Raw genomic sequence first — 17918 nt, forward strand, 5'->3', positions numbered from 1 at the left:
CATGGATAACGTGGTGAGAACCGATGAGAGTTTGGTGGTCAATGGGGATTTCGCCCAATCGTTCAGTCACTGGAGGAAGGGGCCAACCAATCCGAGCTGGCTGGGCATAGATAGCGAAATGTATAACGGGGAGATGATTCGCGTGCTATTGGCTGGCAATAGATCATCAGTCAGTCAGCCGTTGACGGCTCCGAAGGACCCAGGCAACCAGGCTCTCTACATCCTCACTTTTCTCTGCGAGGTTCGACACGCCGAAGAGGGTACATTGAGGATTGAAGTTGATGGACGGGAGGAGCAGCTGGATATCCCGTTATTGCCGGGCCCACCCCGCAATGCAAAGAAGGATCAGGCTCGACTGAAGAGCGGGGAGCTTCTGGAGTTCTTGCCGAAGGAGTATCGCGTCGAGCTGGATCTGTCATTCAATGAGCAGGATACGCTGATTGTCAGCGTATTCAGCCCGCCCAACGCATCCGGGGACTACACATCGGCGGTCTTTATCACCCGAATCAAACTCCATGTGCATCTGGAGCCTGTTGCCATGCAAGTGCTCAAGCTCGACGAGCAATCCCACACGCCAACCGGTCCGCTATATATATGCCTGGGGGCAACGGTGTCCCAGTCCCATCAACTTGAATTTGTGCCTGAGCCGGACAACGCCTGGCTCGGTACGCAGGCTGCGCTGACCAGCGACGACAATCCATTGGAAGCGGTTGAAACGACGCCGGGCTGGGGCGAGGACCAACCGTTGGAATTGCCTTGGACACTCGAATGTCCATTGATCGGTGAGGACGAGCCCTACCTGTTTTCGATGAATCTGCTCAACCAGTACACCGCCGACCCTTATCCGCTGCAGGTGTCGCTCGGGCACCACCGGTTGGTCTTCCTCGACGTGCGCGAAGCGGCGTATTACCCGGTGTTGGAATACGAACAAAGTGTTCGCCTGGGGGTTCAGGTTGGTTCGTATTACACCCGTCAGACTCTGAGTGGGCGGACCGTGAGCTGGACCGTCACGTCCGGCCAGATCAAAACGGTTGCCCTGACGGACGACCAGGGCTGGGCCTATTTCGATTATCTGCCGACCCAGGCCGGCGAGTTGGAAATCGAGGCATCGGTTGAAAGTCCCTATTACACTGCGGGCGTTGTGTCCCAAACCTTGACCGTCCGGGCCCTTGAGACAGACCCGTGGAAAAGTGTATCGACCGTTGTCGAGGGGGAGGAGACGCGTTGGGATGAAAAAACCGGGTACCCCAACCGAGGCACGGATTATGCGTTGGACTTGAAGGTGCCGGTGGCCAGTCCGTTGTTGGGTACGGATCTGTCGTTGCATTGGAGCGGCGACCCCCAGGAACAGCTGGGTGTTGACGTCGAGCCTGCGCTTGGAGATCCCGTCCCGATCACCGGCACTGAATTCGCTTGGACATTGACGAGCCAAGACCGCCTGGATGGTCGGTTCTACCTTGAGCTGGCCTGCTCCAAACTGTTGCTCCCTTCACCGAAAAAAACCATGTCGCTGGCGCGCAATCTGGTCAAGGTGGGCGAAGTCCGCGAGGCCAATAAGTTTCCGATCGTGGACGAAAACGAAAGCGTGCTGTTGCGGGTGCAAGGGGTGCACGTCATCGCTGCTGGGGACGGTGATCCGGTCATCAATGCATTGGTTGAATGGAGGAGTTCCGACGGACCGATCACCACCGTGCCCACCGGGGCCGGTGGCTGGGCGAGCTTACTGTACGAGCCGCAGACCCCTGGGGACAAAACTGTCACCGCCAGCATCAAGGCCCACGCCGAGGCCGTTGCGGTGGAGCATCCATTCAATGTGAAAGCGATCGCGACCAGCCCCTGGAAAAATGAGGTCACGATTCTCCTGGATGAGCTAGAAGTCGAGCGTAATGCCCTCGACGTGCTCTGCAGGCGCGGCCGGACCCATACGTTGAAGGTCGTGCCGAATAGCGGAAGTAGCTGGATCGGTAAAAACATCAGCTTGCATTGGCGAGGGGCTGCACCGGGTATCGGTCTGGTTCCAAGTGACCTTGAAACACCCAAGCCGCTGGCGGCCGTTGGGGCACAATGGAGCCTAGCATCACCCGTCAATGGCAGTACCAGCAGTCTGTTCGAGTTGGAGCTACGCCTTGAAAGTGTTTCCGTCGTCCGGGAATTGGCTGGGCGCCTGGTTTCCGAAAATCTGGCGGAAGAAGTGAGCCTGAGGCTCGACCAGATACCGGCGCAGTTGAATGACCAGACACTTTATCCATGCCTGGGGGCTCGCCACCGTTTCAGTATTTTGCCTAATGCGTTGAGTCCCTTGGTCGGGCTGGCATCAAGGTTGGTGTGGTCCGGGACGTCTGCTGAGCAGTTGAATGCGACCGTTCAACCTCCACTCGACAATGCACAACCTGTCAATGACGGTGGTGCAATCTGGACGCTGGACTTTACCGCCAGTGAGCAACCGGGGCAGTTTGCCCTTGCATGGGAACTGCCGCAGCTGGACTTCGCCGCAACCGCCAAGCCAATGATGCTTGCACATAACAGAGTCCGAATTCAGGACTGGCGCGATTCGCCGGTAGACCCGGTTGTGGGGCAAGACCCTGCGTGGCTGTGGGTACAGGTTTTTTCTCATTTCACCGAACTTGCTGTGGATCAGGTGCCGGTGAGTTGGAGTGCAGGGGGAGCGCCAACTGACGTGCCCACTGATGCCGCAGGCTGGTCTGGGTTTGCGCTGGAACCGTCCGACGCCCGACCTTATGAAGTGACGGCATCGGTCGTCAGTCTTTATGACGACTTCGAGGGTAGCCATTGTCTGACGGTCACCCCATTGGCAAATGATCCCTGGGCGGAGTTGACCGTTCAATTCGACGAACAGCCGCCGCAGCGCTGGGGTGACAAGACTTATTTCCCTCGTCGTCGAGGTACCCACAGCTTGATATTGCAAGCCCCGGACAATAGCCCTCTGTTCGACCATGAGGTGACATTGGGGCTGACCGGAACCGGACCTGCCGAGTTGGGGTTGGAGTTTTTACCGGCCGCGCTTGGCGTGCCGAAAAAACTACCCCAAGGGGGATTGAGCTACGCCTTCAAGGTGAATGATCTTACCGACGGCAGTTTCGCATTGCGCTTGTCGGCAACGCGACTGGCGAATCTGTCGCCTGCCAACGCGATGTCCGTGGGGGCCGGTTCACAGGCGCTGAAGCTGGTGCTGAGCGGCAATGTCCATCAGATCTTGGATTGGGAGAGCGAGCTTTATGCCGAGGTCAAATTGCTCTCGGCGATCAATGGTAAGCCGATGGCCGGGTGGACAGTGACTTGGCGCAGCCCCGATCTTGAAGAGCTCACCTCAGTGACCAACTGGTATGGCGTGGCTAACGTGCGCTTTGTCCCTATCACACCAGGCGCGGCCCAACTGACCGCTACGGTAGGCGATGTGGCGTATTCGGAATCGGTGGCGTTGTCCTATTTCCTGAACAACCCCCGGGAAATACAGTCGCTCACCAGCCCCAAGCCAACTGGACATCTGGGTGAGTTGGTTTCAGCGACTGTCACTGTGGTATCAGCATTAACCGGTGAGCCATTACCAAACGTAGAAGTTATGTGGAATTACCCTTACCTCTCGCTTGCTTCGACGAGTACGGACGATGATGGCAAAGCCCGAGTGGAGTTCAATTTGCCAGGCGTGAGACGGGGACTTTTAGAGGCCTCGGTACGGGGTGGGTACGCTGGGTGGGAGATTGAGCATATTGAATTTGAGTTGGTGCCCGATGAGACGACGTGGTCGAGTGAATTCACGCCTTACGTCAACAACACTCGAGTACAGTGGTCTGAAATAAAACTGAATGTATTTGCTGGACAGCGTTATACATTGAAGCTGGATTATAGGGATAGTTGGCTGATCGGCGATCCGCATGCCCGGATCCTTCTGGACTACAAGCCTGGCGAAGAGGCACAGAACCTTGTTATCGATCCGCCGTTGGGGCAGCCGGTTGCGATGGAGCAAGGGAGTAGTTCCTTGAGCTGGTCCATATCCGCCGACCAAGCGCAAAACAGGACCTTTGTGTTGCAGTTCGCCACGCCCTTGATGAGTGACATGCCAATGTCACCACCTGTGCCGGGGATTACACGCGATACAGATAGCTGGCTGGAAGAGTTCACGTTCTACCTGAACGAACAACTGTTCGATCTGGCTCATAGGGACCTCTACCTCAAAGATGGAACCACTAACACCTTGGAATTGAGAGTCAAGGAAGGCAGCAGTTTGATTGACTCAACCAGCGTTGATTTGTGGATGCAGGGGTACGAAGGCCTTGGGTTGGAGTTCGATCCCGGGTTGTTCCAGCCGCAGCCGGTAACGGCGGCCCCCTTGAGGTGGTCTATCTTGACTAAGCCAGCGCATTACGGGCCTTTCGTGTTGGAGTTACGCAGTCCAGACCTGCCCACACGGGCAATCAACGCAGAGGTAAATGTTTTAGCGTCAAGGTGATCGATCACCTACAAATCCCCCGCCTTCTTCCACTCCAGATACAACGTCACCAGCTCGGCCCCCAACTCCCCGGGCCGGGCTTGCAACACCGCCAACCCATGGGCACTCAGCCGTTCATGCAGCGTCGCCCGCGCGTTCAAATAATCCACCGTTCCACAATACGCCAGCGCCTCGGGCAAGGTCCGCACCGGCGCCTGGCGCAACCGGTCCAGCGCCTCTTCCCGCAGGCTCGCCACCAATACCCGATGCCGTTGGCCCAGCCGTTTGACGGCGGTCAGCAGTTCTTCATCGTCTTCGTCCCGCAGGTTGGTCACCAACACCACCAGGGCGCGGCGCTTCTGCCGCGTCAGCAGTTGCGTGACGGCGGCCTGGTAGTCGGCGGGGTGTTGGCTGCTGTCGAGGTCGTAGACGGTGTTGAGCAATACATTGAGTTGGCCGGTGCCTTTGACCGGCGCGAGATAGCGCGGCTGTTCGCTGGCGAAGGTGCTCAGGCCCACGGCATCGCCCTGGCGCAGCGCGGTGTAGCTGAGCAGCAGGCAGGCGTTGAGGGCGTGGTCGAAATGCGCCAGCTCGCCGTCCTGGCTGCGCATGCGCCGGCCGCAGTCGAGCATGAAGATGATCTGCTGGTCGCGTTCATCTTCGTATTCGCGGGCGATGGGCGTGCGGTGGCGGGCGGTGGCTTTCCAGTCGATCTGGCGCAGGCTGTCGCCTTCGCGGAATTCACGTAGCTGATGGAATTCCTGGCCCTGGCCCCGTCGTTGGCGCTGACGGATGCCGAGTTGGCTGAGCCAGTTGTCCACGGCCAACAATTGGCCGTCGTAGAGCCGGGCGAAGTCCGGGTAGACGCGGGTGTCGTCAAGCGCTTCGATCAGGCGTTTGTCGCTCCACAGGCCCAGCGGGCTGGGCAGGTTGATTTCGCAGTACTCGAAGGTGAAGTGTCCGCGCTTGAGCGGACGCACGCGGTAGCCGAGTTGGGTGAGCTGGCCCGGTTGTAGCTCAGCTGACAGCGGCAGGTGTTCGAAGCTGAGGCCGTCGGGCACGTGATCGAAAATCAGCGTTTCCAGCGGCTGGGTAAAGTCGTGGCTGATCGCCAGGCGCACTTCGCTCCAGCGGCCCAGCGCCAGGCTGCCAGGCATCTGCCGTTGTACGCGCGGCGAGGACAAGCGTCGCAGCCGCACCGCGTCGAGTATCGCCAAGGCCAGCAAGGCCAGCAGCAAGCCCCAGTTGATGGACAGCAGGGTGACGGGCAGCGCGACGCCCAACGCCCGCAAGGTGCCCAGCACGATGCCGACGGTCAGCAGGACAGCGAGCCAGGACAGCAGCAGGCGCGAGGGTTTCATCGCAACATCTCGGCTGCGCAAATCCCCGTGGCGAGGGAGCTTGCTCCCGCTGGACGCGCAGCGTCCCCTGGCGGTGTGTCAGATAGAACCAGGGGGCTACTTCGCAGCCCAGCGGGAGCAAGCTCCCTCGCCACAAAAAGCATGCCTGCCACAGAGAATATTCCTGGCACAGAAAGCGTGCTCGTCACAGGAGATCTCATCACAACCGCGGCGCCGGCACTTGGTCGAGCAGTTGCCCCAGCACCTGGTCCACCGACAGCCCTTCGATGTCCAGCTCCGGTGCCAGCCGCACACGGTGGCGCAGCACGGCCAGGGCGCAGCCCTTGATGTCGTCCGGCACCACGAACTCGCCCCCACGCAGCAACGCCCGGGCGCGGGCGCAGCGCACCAGTGCAATCGAAGCCCGAGGCCCGGCGCCCAGAGTCAGGCCCGGCCAGGTGCGGGTGCTGCGGGCCAGGCGTACGGCGTAGTCGAGCACCTGGTCGTCCATCGGCAGGTCGCTGGCAATGCGCTGCAGCGCTTGTACATCCTTGGCCTGCAACACCGTGCGCAACGGCTGCACATCAAGCATGTCGGCACGGGTCGAGCGGCTGACCTGGCGCACCATGTTCAATTCCTGGTCGGCGTCGGGGTAATCCATGCGCACCTTGAGCATGAAGCGGTCGAGCTCGGCTTCCGGCAGCGGATAGGTGCCTTCCTGTTCGATAGGGTTCTGGGTGGCGAGCACCATGAACGGTTGAGCGATGGGCAAGGCGCGACCTTCGAGGGTGACCTGGCGTTCCTGCATGGCTTCGAGCAGCGCGGCCTGGGTCTTGGCCGGTGCGCGGTTGATCTCGTCGGCCAACAGCAGGTTGGTGAACACCGGCCCCTTGCGCAGCTTGAACTGCTCGGTCTGCAAGTCGTACACCGCGTGGCCGGTGACATCGCTGGGCATCAGGTCGGGGGTGAACTGGATGCGCGCAAACTCGCCGCCGAAACAGCGCGCCAGGGCCCGCACCAGCAAGGTCTTGCCCAGCCCAGGAACGCCTTCGAGCAGGACATGACCACCGGCGATCAGCGCCGTGAGCACATCGTCGATCACCGCACCCTGGCCGACCACGGCCTTGTGCAGTTCGGTGCGAATCGCCTGTGCCAACTGACTGGCACGCTGGCGCTGTTGGACGGCGTGGGTCTGGCCGGCAGCAGGTTCGTTCTGTTCAGTCATAAAGCATTCCTAAGGGTTTGCAAAAGGGCGACCTGGCGGCAGAACTCGGCGCTGGACAGGCGCTGTTTCGGCCGGGGGCTAAGGGCCTGGCTGATGGTTCGGGTGGGTTGCCGGGTCAGGCGCGCAAGCACTTGCCATTGATCGGCCACGACCTGTTGCTCGAAGCCCGGATGAAGCTGGCGAGCCCGACGCAGTACGTCCTGCTGCAAGGTCTGCAGCAGCTGTTGTTGACCGTTGTGGCGCAGATGGAACGCGGCGCTGGCTTGCAGGTATTCTTGCAGTTGGCGGCGGGCCTTGGGCGCCGGTTGTTGCAGCGGACCCTGGCGCACTGCCGAACGCCAGAACCAAAGGGCAACCAGGGCCAGCAGCGCCACCAAGGCCTGGGGGAAATAGCGCAGCAGCAAGGTCAGCAGATTGTCATGGTCGGTATTGAACAGCAGTGTGACGTCGGTGTCGGCGCTCAGGTACCAGAGTAGCCAGGCGTTGTCGTATTGGTCGATCTGGTCGTTCTTCCACAGCTCGGCGTCGGTGAGCACGGTGATCGTGCCCAGGCCGTGGTTCAGTTGCATCAAATGGGTCGCCTGCGCACTGTTGGCCCAGGCCTGGACAAGGTTCAGCGGGTCTTCGAGGTGGAAGTCGGTGTCGAAGCCGAGATAGGCCGGCGCCTCTTCGTCCTCCAGGTACAGCTTGGTCAGTTTCGGGTAGGGATCCTTGATGAGCTCGGGATCGGGCTCCTTGAGGTCCTTGCTCAGCAACTGGCGTAGGCGCACGCGGTCCAGCAGCAGATCGCCGCTGCTGCTGGTGCTGTCATCCCATATCGCTTCGGCGACAAACAGCAAGCGCCCTCCGGCGCGGGTCCAGTTCAACAGTTGATCGGCGTCCCGTGGGGTCATGTTGCTGCGCTCGCCCAGCAGCAAAAGGCTGCGCTGGTGCGGCTCCAGGGTCGGCAGGACGTCCAGGCTGTTGGCGTGCTCGACGTTGATGCCCTGCTTGCGCAAGAAATATTCGGCGGCCAGGTAAGGGTTGGCCTGGGCCTCGGGGGAGGGGCCATGCTCGATGACTTCCTGATACGGCACGGCCTTCAGGTACAGGTAAATGGCCAAAGCACCGGTCAACGCGGCGACCACGGCCCCGACCAGCAACCCTGTGCGTCGGCTCATCGGGACGCCCCCGGGCCGAACAGCTGACGCCATCCATCGCACAGTTGCTGTTGCAGATGGGGCGGCGGGGCACGGTGCCCGTAGGCAATGTTCTGCCAGTGCAGCGTCAGGTTCTTGCTGAAGGCCAATAGCTGTTCGTGTTGGAGGTTTTCGACACGTTGCAACACTTGGCCTTCGGTATCGGCGGGTTTCAGAGGAACGTTGAATTCATGGTGCAAGCGGCTGAGCAATGCTCGATACAACAAGCCCAGCGCCTCTCGGGGAGCACCGGACCATAGCTGCTCGGCACTGGCCGCGACGTCGTCCGGCAGGCTTTCCTCACGAATATCCAGGCCGAACATTCGGGCTGGCGTGGGCCGCTCTGCGCGCAGGCGCTTCGTCGGGCGCAGGTTCACCAGGGCATTGAGTCGCTCGCGATAATGCCAGCCCAGCCACACGACCGCGCCCACCAGTGCGGCCCAGAGCATTACTTGGATCAGCGTGGCGAGGGTGTCGAAGCGTTTGGCGCTCCATTCGAACATCGATTTGAGCCAGCCCGGGGCTTTGCCAGCCTCGGCTGACTCGCTGGTCTGTTCTTCACCGAAACGATAACGGGTGACTGTTTCCGGATTCTTGAAGGGCGGGGCTTCCAGGATCGTCTCGATGCTGTCCCGGGAGGCCTCGCTGGTAAGCGGTTGGTTGAGCAGTCGGGGACTGTCGGGCGCGTTGCTGTCTTCGGCGGCCCAGACCGGTGGCGCCAGCGGCAGCAGGGTCAATGCCAGCAGTATCAGCATCGGAGCGACGGCGCTCAGGCGCTGGCGCAGTCGGCGGAATACCAATTCGATGTCCCAGGCCTCAAGCATGGTGCGCCGGTTCAGATAGAGGCTGAAGCCGCAGGCGACGTACACCGGCTCCCAAAGAATCAGCAGCAGCGGATAGAGCAAGTTGATCAGGTGTTCGAGCCATAACCAATCGTGCTCGGCGACGGCGATCAGCGTCTGCCAATCCCATTCCAGCTCGACCTGCTGCGGTATGAACAAATAGAACAGCGCCATCAGGCCGAACCACAGGGCCATTTCCAGGTGCACGCCAATGATGGTCAACCATTGCGCCGCACCGCCGTTGCGTTGAAGTAACACCCCCAAACGCTGCTCCCGCGCCTCACCGGCAAGCCCTTCGAGTTGCACGACGGGCATCAGGAAGCTGCGGCTCGGGCTCAGCCGGCGCCAGGTCAGGCTGGCGAGCAATTGGGGCTTGAGCAAAGCCGGCCATTGGCGCAAGGCCTGCTTCAAAGTGGGCGTCTCGCCAAACAGCGCCTTGGACAAGATGTACAAGGGCAGCCGGTCGAAGGCTGGTTTCAGCCACCAGAATATAAACATTACCAGGGACGGCGAATCCCACAGCAACAGTGCCAGCAGCGCATAGACCGGCAGCGTGACAAGTGCCCAACTGGTCATCAACAGCCACCGATGCCGCTGGCTCATCAGCACACCCAGGTCCATGGCTTCCCAAGTGGTGCGTGGACGGATGACGACGGTGGCGTCACTCAGGCGCATGGTGGTCTCGTCCGGCAAACAGCAGGTAACCGAGCACCAGCAGCCACAACAATGCGCCGACGGTGTATTTGGTGGCCGGCGTCACCGCGCTGGAGGACCAGTAGGCCTCGACGAATGCGGCGATCAGCAACAGCAATGTCACGCCGCCGATCATCAGCACGCTTTTGCCCGCGGCGAGCCGCAAGGCTTCACCGCGGGTGAGGCGCCCCGGCGCGATCAACGCCCAGCCCAAATGCAGGCCCGCGGCGCCGGCCAGCACGATGGCGGTGAGTTCGAAGGCGCCATGGCCGATCACGAAGGACCAGAACGTGCCGCCGGAGCCGACCTGGGTAAGGTGCCCGGCCACCGCCCCGATTGTCAGGCCGTTGAAGAACAGGAAAAACGCGCTGCCCAGGCCAAACAGCAAGCCACTGGCAAAGGTCTGAAAGGCGATGCCGATGTTGTGCATGATGTAATAACCAAACATGACCCAATCCTCGCTGGCGGCTCGCTCGATCGAACGTCCCAGGTGCCCCGCCGCCGGGTCGTACATGGCGCGCATCCCGCTGATTTCCTCGACGCTCAGGAGGCTATAGACCAGTTCGGGAAACAGATAGACCAATATCCCGATGCCGATCAGGCTACCCAGGAACATCAGCCCAGCCGCCAGGACGAACCGCCATTGTTCGCGCACCAATTGGGGAAAACCGGCCAGGATGAAGGCCGACAAGCTGGTCGAGGGGCGGCTGCGGTCCCGGTAGAGTTGCTGGTGGCCGCGCAGCGCCAGTTGCTGTAGCGCATCCACCAGCAGGCTGCTGTAGCCGCGCGCCTGTGCCAGCGCCAGATGATGGCAGAGCCGTCGATAAACGTGGGGGAAGTCGCTGCTCTGGGCGACGCTACGGCTGCGTTCCAACTGGTCGAGCAGCCGGGACAACTGGTCCCATTGCGCCTGGTGGCGACTTTCGAACAGGCTTTGCTTCATGTCGGCCCCAGCAGGCCGCGGGCAATGCCGTTGAGTTCGGCCACGGCGCCTGTCGGATGCACTTTCAGCGGCGTGGCGAGGATCGTTGCCAGTTCGGTGACCCGTGCCTCGGACAGTTCTGCCTGGCGCTCGGCGAAACCCAGCACGGCGCGTTGTTCAGCCAGGCCCAGGGCAAAAGGCGGCCGTATCGATCGGGCGGAAGGCAGTACGGGGCGTTTGACCGGTTGCTCGCGATAGACCACTAAAGTGCCGGCCGCCAAGTCCCCCAGGCGTTTGAAAGTAGGGTTTTGCAGGCAGCAGATTGCCCCGAAGGTGTAGCCGAAGGGCAGCATGTCGACGAAGCGCAGCAGGTTGCGAATCAGCGATGCGGACCAGCCGATCGGCCTGCCGTCGTCCTGCACAACGCGCAACCCCATCATTTGCTTGCCGGGAGAACGGCCTTGGTTCAGTACTTCGAACAGCACCATGTACCACCAGCTGATGACAAACAGCAGGATCGAACCCAGGCCGATCCCCAGCTCGCCGAAAAACGCCAGGACGATGAAGAAAAGGCCCAGCACCAGCCCACGTATGCCCAGGTCGATGGCGAAGGCCAGCGCGCGGGGCATCAGCCCCGCCGGGCGCAGCGGCAGGTCAATACCTTCGGGCGTTTCTACCTGGTAGCGCGTGTCCAGTGGCGGCGGCAGCGGCGCGTTCCTTTGCAGTGCTGGTGTCTCGGGCATGGGCTACCTGTAATGGACCGGTTTGGACGTTCGATCTCGGCCCAGATGCTAGCAGTCTTCTGGCGGGCACACGATACACGTGTGTGGGTCATTTAATGGCCTGCAACATGATTCAACGACGGCAATGCTGGCGGGCGCCGGGTTCGAACGCCTAGACTTCGCCAGTCCCCAGCTCAGGAACCCCCCGTGACTTCGATCTTTTGGTACGACTACGAAACCACCGGCATCAATCCGCGTTGCGACCGACCGTTGCAGGTGGCGGGGATCCGTACCGATTTCGAACTCAATGAGATCGACGAACCGGTAAACCTTTATTGCCGGCCCAGCGACGACATCCTGCCTCATCCGGCGGCCTGCGCGATTACCGGCATCACTCCGGCATGCCTGGCCGAAAAGGGCTTGAGCGAAGCCGATTTCATGACCCGTGTCCACGCGCAACTGGCCGCTCCCGGAACCTGTGGCGCCGGCTACAACACCTTGCGCTTCGACGATGAGATGACGCGCTACAGTCTGTATCGGAATTTTTTCGACCCGTATGCGCGGGAGTGGCAGGGCGGCAACAGTCGCTGGGACTTGATCGACCTGGTGCGCGCTGCCTACGCGTTGCGACCCGATGGCATTATCTGGCCGCAGGAGGAGGGTCGCGTCACCCTCAAGCTGGAACGCCTGACCGCCGCCAACGGCATCGACCATGGCCAGGCGCATGACGCGCTGTCGGACGTGCGCGCGACGATTGCCCTGGCCCGGTTGATCCGCCAGAAGCAACCACGGCTCTATGACTGGCTGTTCCAATTGCGCAGTAAACAGAAGGTGCTGGACCAGATCCGCCTGCTGCAGCCGATGGTGCATATATCCGGGCGTTTCTCGGCGGCGCGCAACTACATCGGCGTGGTGCTGCCGCTGGCCTGGCATCCGAAGAACCGCAACGCCTTGATCGTCTGCGACCTGCACCTCGATCCCCAGGGATTGCTGGACCATGATGCGCAGTTACTGCGTCAACGCCTGTATACCCGTCGCGAAGAACTGCTCGAAGGGGAGCTCCCGGTACCGCTCAAGCTGATTCATATCAACAAGTGCCCGGTCATCGCACCGTTGACTGTCTTGCGCGCCGAAGACCAGCATCGGCTGCAGCTGGACATGGACGGCTTTCAGGAGCGGGCGCTGCGGCTAAGTGACGCACAACAGCTCTGGCAAGTTAAACTCCAGCACATTTATGGGCCGGAAGACTTTGCTGCCAGCGAAGATCCCGAGCAGCAGTTATACGCAGGCTTCCTGGGTGATCGTGATCGTCGATTATCTGAACAAGTACGCCTGGCCGATCCCGCTCAACTGGCGCAAGAGCATTGGCCGTTCGACGACGAACGCCTGCCGGAATTATTGTTTCGTTACCGTGCGCGCAACTTCCCGGACACCTTGGAGCCGAACGAGCAGGAACGCTGGAAACTATTTTGCCAGCAACGCCTGTCGTCCCCTGAATGGGGGGCGCCTAATACCCTGGAAAGTTTTGATGAAGCAATGGCTGAGTGGATGGGGCTCTCCACGCCGTTGCAGCAAGAGGTACTCATGCAATGGCAGGGTTATAGCCAACAATTGCGTAAACGTTTAAGCCTTTGAACGGCCCTGCAGCGATTGAAGCCAGGACTTAACATGAGGGCATAAAAAAACGCCAGTAATGACTGGCGTTTTCGGGTCCGTAAGCGTCGCCCGTAAAGAGCAGCGCTGATCGGCGAGGCTTAGCCCAGCAGGGTTGCCCAGCCTTCTACGACGTCACCGCCCCACTTGGCTTTCCACTCTTTCAGCGTCTTGTGGTTGCCACCTTTGGTTTCGATGACTTCGCCGTTGTGCGGGTTTTTGTATTGCTTAACTTTGCGAGCGCGTTTGGTGCCGGTGGTTTTTACCGCGCCACGGGGTGCTTTGCTCGACTTGGCTTCTGGATCCAGCAGGGCAATGATGTCGCGCAGGGACTTGGAGTACTCGCCCATCAGCGTGCGCAGCTTGCCTTCGAATTCCAGTTCTTTTTGCAGTTTGTCGTCTTTAGACAGGTCGGCCAGACGTTGTTGCAGTTCTTCAATGGCTTGTTTTGTGGCGTTGTATTCGGTGATCAGGGACATTTGGACTACCTTATGTAGGACGCTGGTGACAAGGAGACAGTGCAGCAATAGTAATCAGACAGTTTCATCAAGTAAACATTTAAGCCGTGTTTATTTAATTAAATAGTGCAATGCCACGAAAACGGGCAATGCGAATTAATATATGACGCGTCTGTGCATCTGTTCACACAAATAGCCCTCGCTCATGGGGCAGGCTGCACGTCGTGGGCGGTCAAGAAGGGCTCGGCGCCTCATCGGTACTGCAGTTTTGCTGCGCAATGGCTAGAATGGCCGCCTTTTGCGAAGTTCTGGAGTTTCCTCATGCGCACTTTTCGGCTGGTGATCGCTTGCCCGGACCGCGTCGGCATCGTTGCTAAAGTCAGTAACTTTCTGGCGTCCCATAACGGCTGGATCACTGAAGCAAGCCATCATTCGGACAATCAAAGTGGCTGGTTCTTCATGCGCCACGAGATCCGTGCCGACTCGCTGCCCTTCGGCATCGAAGCGTTTCGCGAGGCCTTCGCCCCGATTGCCGAAGCGTTCTCGATGGACTGGCGAATCACCGATACCGCGCAGAAAAAACGCGTGGTGCTGATGGCCAGTCGCGAGTCCCATTGCCTGGCTGACTTGTTGCACCGCTGGCACAGCGATGAGCTGGATTGCGACATCGCCTGTGTGATTTCCAACCATGACGACTTGCGCAGCATGGTGGAGTGGCACGGCATTCCTTATTACCACGTACCGGTCAATCCGCAGGACAAGCAGCCAGCGTTCGCCGAAGTCTCGCGGCTGGTCAAGCAGCACGACGCCGAAGTGGTGGTGCTGGCGCGCTATATGCAAATCCTGCCGCCGTCGCTGTGCAGCGAATACGCCCATAAGGTCATCAATATCCACCACAGTTTCCTGCCGTCGTTCGTTGGTGCCAAGCCCTACCACCAGGCTTCGATGCGCGGTGTGAAGCTGATCGGCGCGACGTGCCACTACGTGACCGAAGAGCTCGACGCCGGCCCGATCATCGAGCAGGACGTGGTGCGTGTCAGCCATAGCGACAGCATCGAAGACATGGTTCGATTCGGCCGTGACGTGGAAAAAATGGTGCTGGCGCGTGGCTTGCGTTACCACTTGGAAGACCGCGTGTTGGTACACGGCAACAAGACCGTCGTATTCTGATTCCATGCAGAACCCTGTGGCGCGGGAGCAAGCTCCCTCGCCACAATGGTCCATGAGGACTTCGAGGGAGCAATAGCAATGACCGATCCCTTGGACAAGGCCACCGCCAAAGCCCCGGCTACGGTGGGCGAGGGCTGCCTGAGTCGTTACGATCCCGAAGCGCTGGGGCCGGAAGACGGCACGGAATTCCCCGACGCCGCCCAGCTGTGGGAAACGCTGCAAAAGCCGTCACCGCCAGACGATCCTGAACGCAAGCGTTGAACTGTCAGGCCTGCCGGAGCCTGATCAGTTTCTTGATCAAGGGGCGTCCGACCATCAGGAAGAACACCGGACCGCCGGCCACTAGATAGAAGTAATAGGTGACCGCCCGCCAGATCAGGATCGCCGCCGCGGCGGTGGATTTGCCCACCATGGGCGCCAGCAACGCCGCTGAGGTCAGCTCTGCCGCCCCTGCGCCGCCCGGTAGCAGGCTGAACTGCCCCGCGCTGAGGGACAGCATCTGGATGAGAAAACTCCAGGCCCACTGCAAGTCCGCTCCCAACCCTCTCAATGCCAGGTACAACACGCTGTAGCGCAAGGCCCAGTGCAGGCAGGTCAGACCGAACACCTGGAAAAGCGTCTGCCGGGGCAGTTTCAGGGTATCGGTAAAGGCCGCCAGGAAATTCAGGATCTTGCGACCCCAGCGCCGACGGGTCGTGGATTTCACCCTCAGATGACGCAGCAGCCGCGCCCCCAGCAGAATCAGCCGCCGATGATAGCGAGCTACCAGCGCGCAGCAGAGAAGCCCGCCGAACAACGAAATCGCGCTCAGTGCGAGCATCCATTCCATGCGCTGGCTGAGATTCTGGAACAAGGCGTAGAACAGAATGCCCAGCAAGGCGCAGAGGAAGAACAGCAGGTCGCTCAACTGATCCATCGCAAACACCGCGCTGCCATGGGCCGGACGCACGCCGTTGCGCGCCAGCAGCGCCATCAGCGTCAACGGGCCGCCACTGCCGCCGGGTGTCGCGCACATGGCGAACTCGGTGGACATCACCACGCCAATGCTCTTGAGCCCGCCAATGCGTCCTCGATGTTCACCCAGCAACAGGCGCAGGCGCACCGAGTTCAGGCCCCAGCAGAGCACGATCATGCCGAGCATGATCAGCAACAACGACAGCGGAAAGCGCTGCACGCGTGACCACATCTCGCCGCCGCCCAACAACATCGGAACCAGCAACGCCGTGAGCAGGGCGGCACTTAGCCATATCAAGCGTTTCATGCGGCGCTGCTGACCCGCAGGCCCTGGGTTGCCAGCCAGCCGGCCTTGGTCATCGGCACCCGGCCATCTTCGAGCAGACGTTCCAGGGTCTGCAGCCAATAGTCGCGGGAAAAGTCGTGACGCATATCCACCGGGTGCAGGCCCAGCCGAATCACCGGTGCCTGGCGCCAACGCTGTTGACGCTGATCGCTGATGATTTTCGACAGGCCCCGGCGCCAGGCACTCCGAGCGCTCCAGACCAGGCCTGGGGCATCGACCTGGGTGAAGTCCGGCAAGTGGTAAAGGTGCTGGGTGTCGCTGGTATAACTCAGGGGCAACTGGCGCAAGGCACGGCGGGTGCCCTCACTCATCAACCAGGCGGGCGCGACAAAGCCTTCCAGCGGCCATTGATAGCGCTGGAAGAGTTCAACGCCTGCGTGCAGACGGGTGAGGGCGGCTTCCTCGGACAAGTGGTAGAACTCGCCTTCATGGGTATAGATCCGACGCATGAACCAGTCCTTGGGATGAGCGGCGGGCGGGCCGTCGTCGCAATGGTAGTAACCATGCAGGACCAGTTCGTCGCCGCGTTCGACACGGCTGTCGAGCAAGCGTCTGAAGCTCGGATGATTGTCCAGAGCGTTGGCATGGTGGAAATCCGGCACCACCAGCCAGGTCATCGGCACTTGGCCGAGGGCGTCGACGGCTTCGACGAAGGGCTGGTAGTCGGGCCAGGTCTGCGGTGCGACGTCATGAAGCACCAGCAGCAGGCTGGGTGAAGGGGTCATCGCCATGGGTTTGACCTCAACCGTTTGCCAGCAGTGGCATCTCTGCGCCCAGCACGCTGTAGTAATGGCCCAACAGGCTGTTGACCACCGAATCCCAGGCGTAATGACGCTCTACGTGGCGTCGTGCCCTTGCGCCGCGCTGCTGACAGCCCTCGGCGAACAGTTGGCGCACCGCATTGGCCATGGCCTGTGGATTGTTGGGCGTGCATAACAGGCCGCACTCTTGCTGGACGATTTCGCTGAACGCGCCCGCCGCTACCGCCACCACCGGAATGCCGCTGGCCATCGCTTCGAGGATGACCAGGCCGAACGTCTCCTGGTCGCCGGCATGCAGCAGCGCGTCGGCACTGGCCATCAGCCGGGCGACTTGCGGCGCCGGGCAGAACTCGTCGATCACCGTGACATTGTCCGGCACCAGGGCGGGCATCGAAGAGCCCACCAGCAACAGGTGATAGCGCTCGCCCAGGCGTTGCATGCACTTGAGCAGCACCGGCAGGTTTTTTTCCTTGGAGCCGCGACCGGCGAAAATCAACAGCCGCGCGTCTTCGGCGATGCCCAGCTCGGCCCGCAGTTCCGGGTCTCGAGCGGCAGGGTTGAAGGTTTGCAGGTCCACACCCAGAGGCTGCACATGGACATTCCTGACGCCCAGCCCGGTCAACTTATCGGCCATGACCTGGCTCGGCGCCAATACCCGGTCGAAGTTGCCGTACAACTTGCTGACATAGGCTTCGATGTTGGGCGTGAACCAGTTCCCCATGCGGTTGCTCACCAGCAGGGGCAGGTCGGAGTGATAGAAACCGATCACGGGGACGTCAAGCTGCCGCCGGGCATCCAGGGCAGCCCAGGCGGTGAGATAGGGGTCGCCGACTTCAATCAGATCCGGTTGCAGGTCGCGCAGGACATTACGCCACGGGGCCAGGCGAAGCGGGAAGCGGTAGCCCTTGCCGAAGGGCAGGGGAGGGGCTGGAACCTTGTAGATGCCGTCCTGCTCGCTCAAATGCGCACCGGGTATCAGGAGGCTGTGGCGTATGCCGGGCCGATTGCCCAGGCGCCGGTGCTTGGCATCCAGATAAGTGCGCACGCCGCCGCTGGCGGGGGCGTAGAACATGGTGATGTCCGCTATATGCACGATGAACGTCCCTCCGGTCTGTGTTCTCCCTTGTTGACCTTTAGTAAGAATAGATGTTCGGTTGGGTTGTGGTGACGTAGCGATACGGCATCAGACGTGACGATGTTTTTGTTT

The 17918-nt window shown here is 60.8% G+C and carries 14 protein-coding genes; 4 read left to right on the forward strand and 10 right to left on the reverse strand.

Translation table 11 applies throughout. The annotated features are described in order from the left end of the window. Position 1 precedes the first annotated feature (1 nt). Positions 2-4468 (forward strand): hypothetical protein, encoded by a 4467-nt coding sequence (locus tag J3P82_RS06215; protein ID WP_434561555.1) that lies wholly within the window; start codon positions 2-4, stop codon positions 4466-4468. A gap of 8 nt (positions 4469-4476) precedes the next feature. Here J3P82_RS06215 and J3P82_RS06220 read toward each other — a convergent pair whose 3' ends face one another. The 6 genes from J3P82_RS06220 to J3P82_RS06245 form a co-directional block, all read right to left on the reverse strand. After that, the gene (locus J3P82_RS06220; RefSeq protein ID WP_434561557.1) at positions 4477-5808 is read right to left on the reverse strand and encodes a DUF58 domain-containing protein; all 1332 of its coding nucleotides are present in this window, start codon (positions 5806-5808) and stop codon (positions 4477-4479) included. Positions 5809-6007: 199 nt separating this feature from the next. Continuing rightward, complete coding sequence (locus tag J3P82_RS06225; protein ID WP_434561559.1) at positions 6008-7012, reverse strand: AAA family ATPase; 1005 nt, start codon at positions 7010-7012, stop codon at positions 6008-6010. Further along, positions 7009-8172 carry a DUF4350 domain-containing protein gene (locus J3P82_RS06230; protein WP_434561561.1) on the reverse strand — a complete coding sequence of 388 codons (1164 nt, stop codon included), beginning with the start codon at positions 8170-8172 and terminating at the stop codon, positions 7009-7011. Before J3P82_RS06230 ends, J3P82_RS06225 begins: the two co-directional genes overlap by 4 nt. Beyond that, positions 8169-9707, reverse strand: coding sequence for a DUF4129 domain-containing protein (locus J3P82_RS06235; RefSeq protein WP_434561563.1), 1539 nt, complete (start codon positions 9705-9707; stop codon positions 8169-8171). The genes J3P82_RS06230 and J3P82_RS06235 overlap by 4 nt, the downstream gene beginning before the upstream one ends. Continuing rightward, positions 9694-10668 (reverse strand): stage II sporulation protein M, encoded by a 975-nt coding sequence (locus J3P82_RS06240; RefSeq protein WP_434561565.1) that lies wholly within the window; start codon positions 10666-10668, stop codon positions 9694-9696. Before J3P82_RS06240 ends, J3P82_RS06235 begins: the two co-directional genes overlap by 14 nt. Further along, entirely contained in the window at positions 10665-11390 is a 726-nt protein-coding gene (locus J3P82_RS06245) for an RDD family protein (RefSeq protein WP_434561567.1), read from the reverse strand. Before J3P82_RS06245 ends, J3P82_RS06240 begins: the two co-directional genes overlap by 4 nt. 186 nt (positions 11391-11576) lie before the next feature. Here J3P82_RS06245 and sbcB point away from each other — a divergent pair, with 186 nt between their 5' ends. After that, positions 11577-13004: an exodeoxyribonuclease I gene (sbcB, locus tag J3P82_RS06250; RefSeq protein ID WP_434561569.1), complete on the forward strand. Its 1428-nt coding sequence runs from the start codon at positions 11577-11579 to the stop codon at positions 13002-13004. A gap of 119 nt (positions 13005-13123) precedes the next feature. Here sbcB and mvaT read toward each other — a convergent pair whose 3' ends face one another. Beyond that, positions 13124-13501 carry a histone-like nucleoid-structuring protein MvaT gene (mvaT, locus tag J3P82_RS06255; RefSeq protein ID WP_186611687.1) on the reverse strand — a complete coding sequence of 126 codons (378 nt, stop codon included), beginning with the start codon at positions 13499-13501 and terminating at the stop codon, positions 13124-13126. Positions 13502-13801: 300 nt separating this feature from the next. Here mvaT and purU point away from each other — a divergent pair, with 300 nt between their 5' ends. Both purU and J3P82_RS06265 read left to right on the forward strand, forming a co-directional pair. Continuing rightward, positions 13802-14650, forward strand: coding sequence for a formyltetrahydrofolate deformylase (gene purU, locus J3P82_RS06260; protein WP_434561571.1), 849 nt, complete (start codon positions 13802-13804; stop codon positions 14648-14650). Between the two features lie 78 nt (positions 14651-14728). Beyond that, on the forward strand, positions 14729-14911 hold the full coding sequence (locus J3P82_RS06265) for a hypothetical protein (RefSeq protein WP_434561573.1): 183 nt from the start codon (positions 14729-14731) through the stop codon (positions 14909-14911). Between the two features lie 4 nt (positions 14912-14915). Here the strand turns inward: J3P82_RS06265 and J3P82_RS06270 are convergent, their stop codons facing one another. From J3P82_RS06270 to J3P82_RS06280, 3 genes are read right to left on the reverse strand one after another with little or no spacing between them, the layout of a single operon-like run. Then, on the reverse strand, positions 14916-15911 hold the full coding sequence (locus J3P82_RS06270; RefSeq protein WP_434561575.1) for a lysylphosphatidylglycerol synthase transmembrane domain-containing protein: 996 nt from the start codon (positions 15909-15911) through the stop codon (positions 14916-14918). Next, the gene (locus tag J3P82_RS06275; protein WP_434561577.1) at positions 15908-16681 is read right to left on the reverse strand and encodes a DUF2334 domain-containing protein; all 774 of its coding nucleotides are present in this window, start codon (positions 16679-16681) and stop codon (positions 15908-15910) included. The genes J3P82_RS06270 and J3P82_RS06275 overlap by 4 nt, the downstream gene beginning before the upstream one ends. Positions 16682-16691: 10 nt before the next feature. Beyond that, positions 16692-17783 (reverse strand): glycosyltransferase family 4 protein, encoded by a 1092-nt coding sequence (locus J3P82_RS06280; protein ID WP_434561579.1) that lies wholly within the window; start codon positions 17781-17783, stop codon positions 16692-16694. Between the last annotated feature and the right edge of the window lie 135 nt (positions 17784-17918).

The organism is Pseudomonas sp. Z4-20, assembly GCF_051131955.1.
Classification (GTDB): domain Bacteria; phylum Pseudomonadota; class Gammaproteobacteria; order Pseudomonadales; family Pseudomonadaceae; genus Aquipseudomonas; species Aquipseudomonas marvdashtae.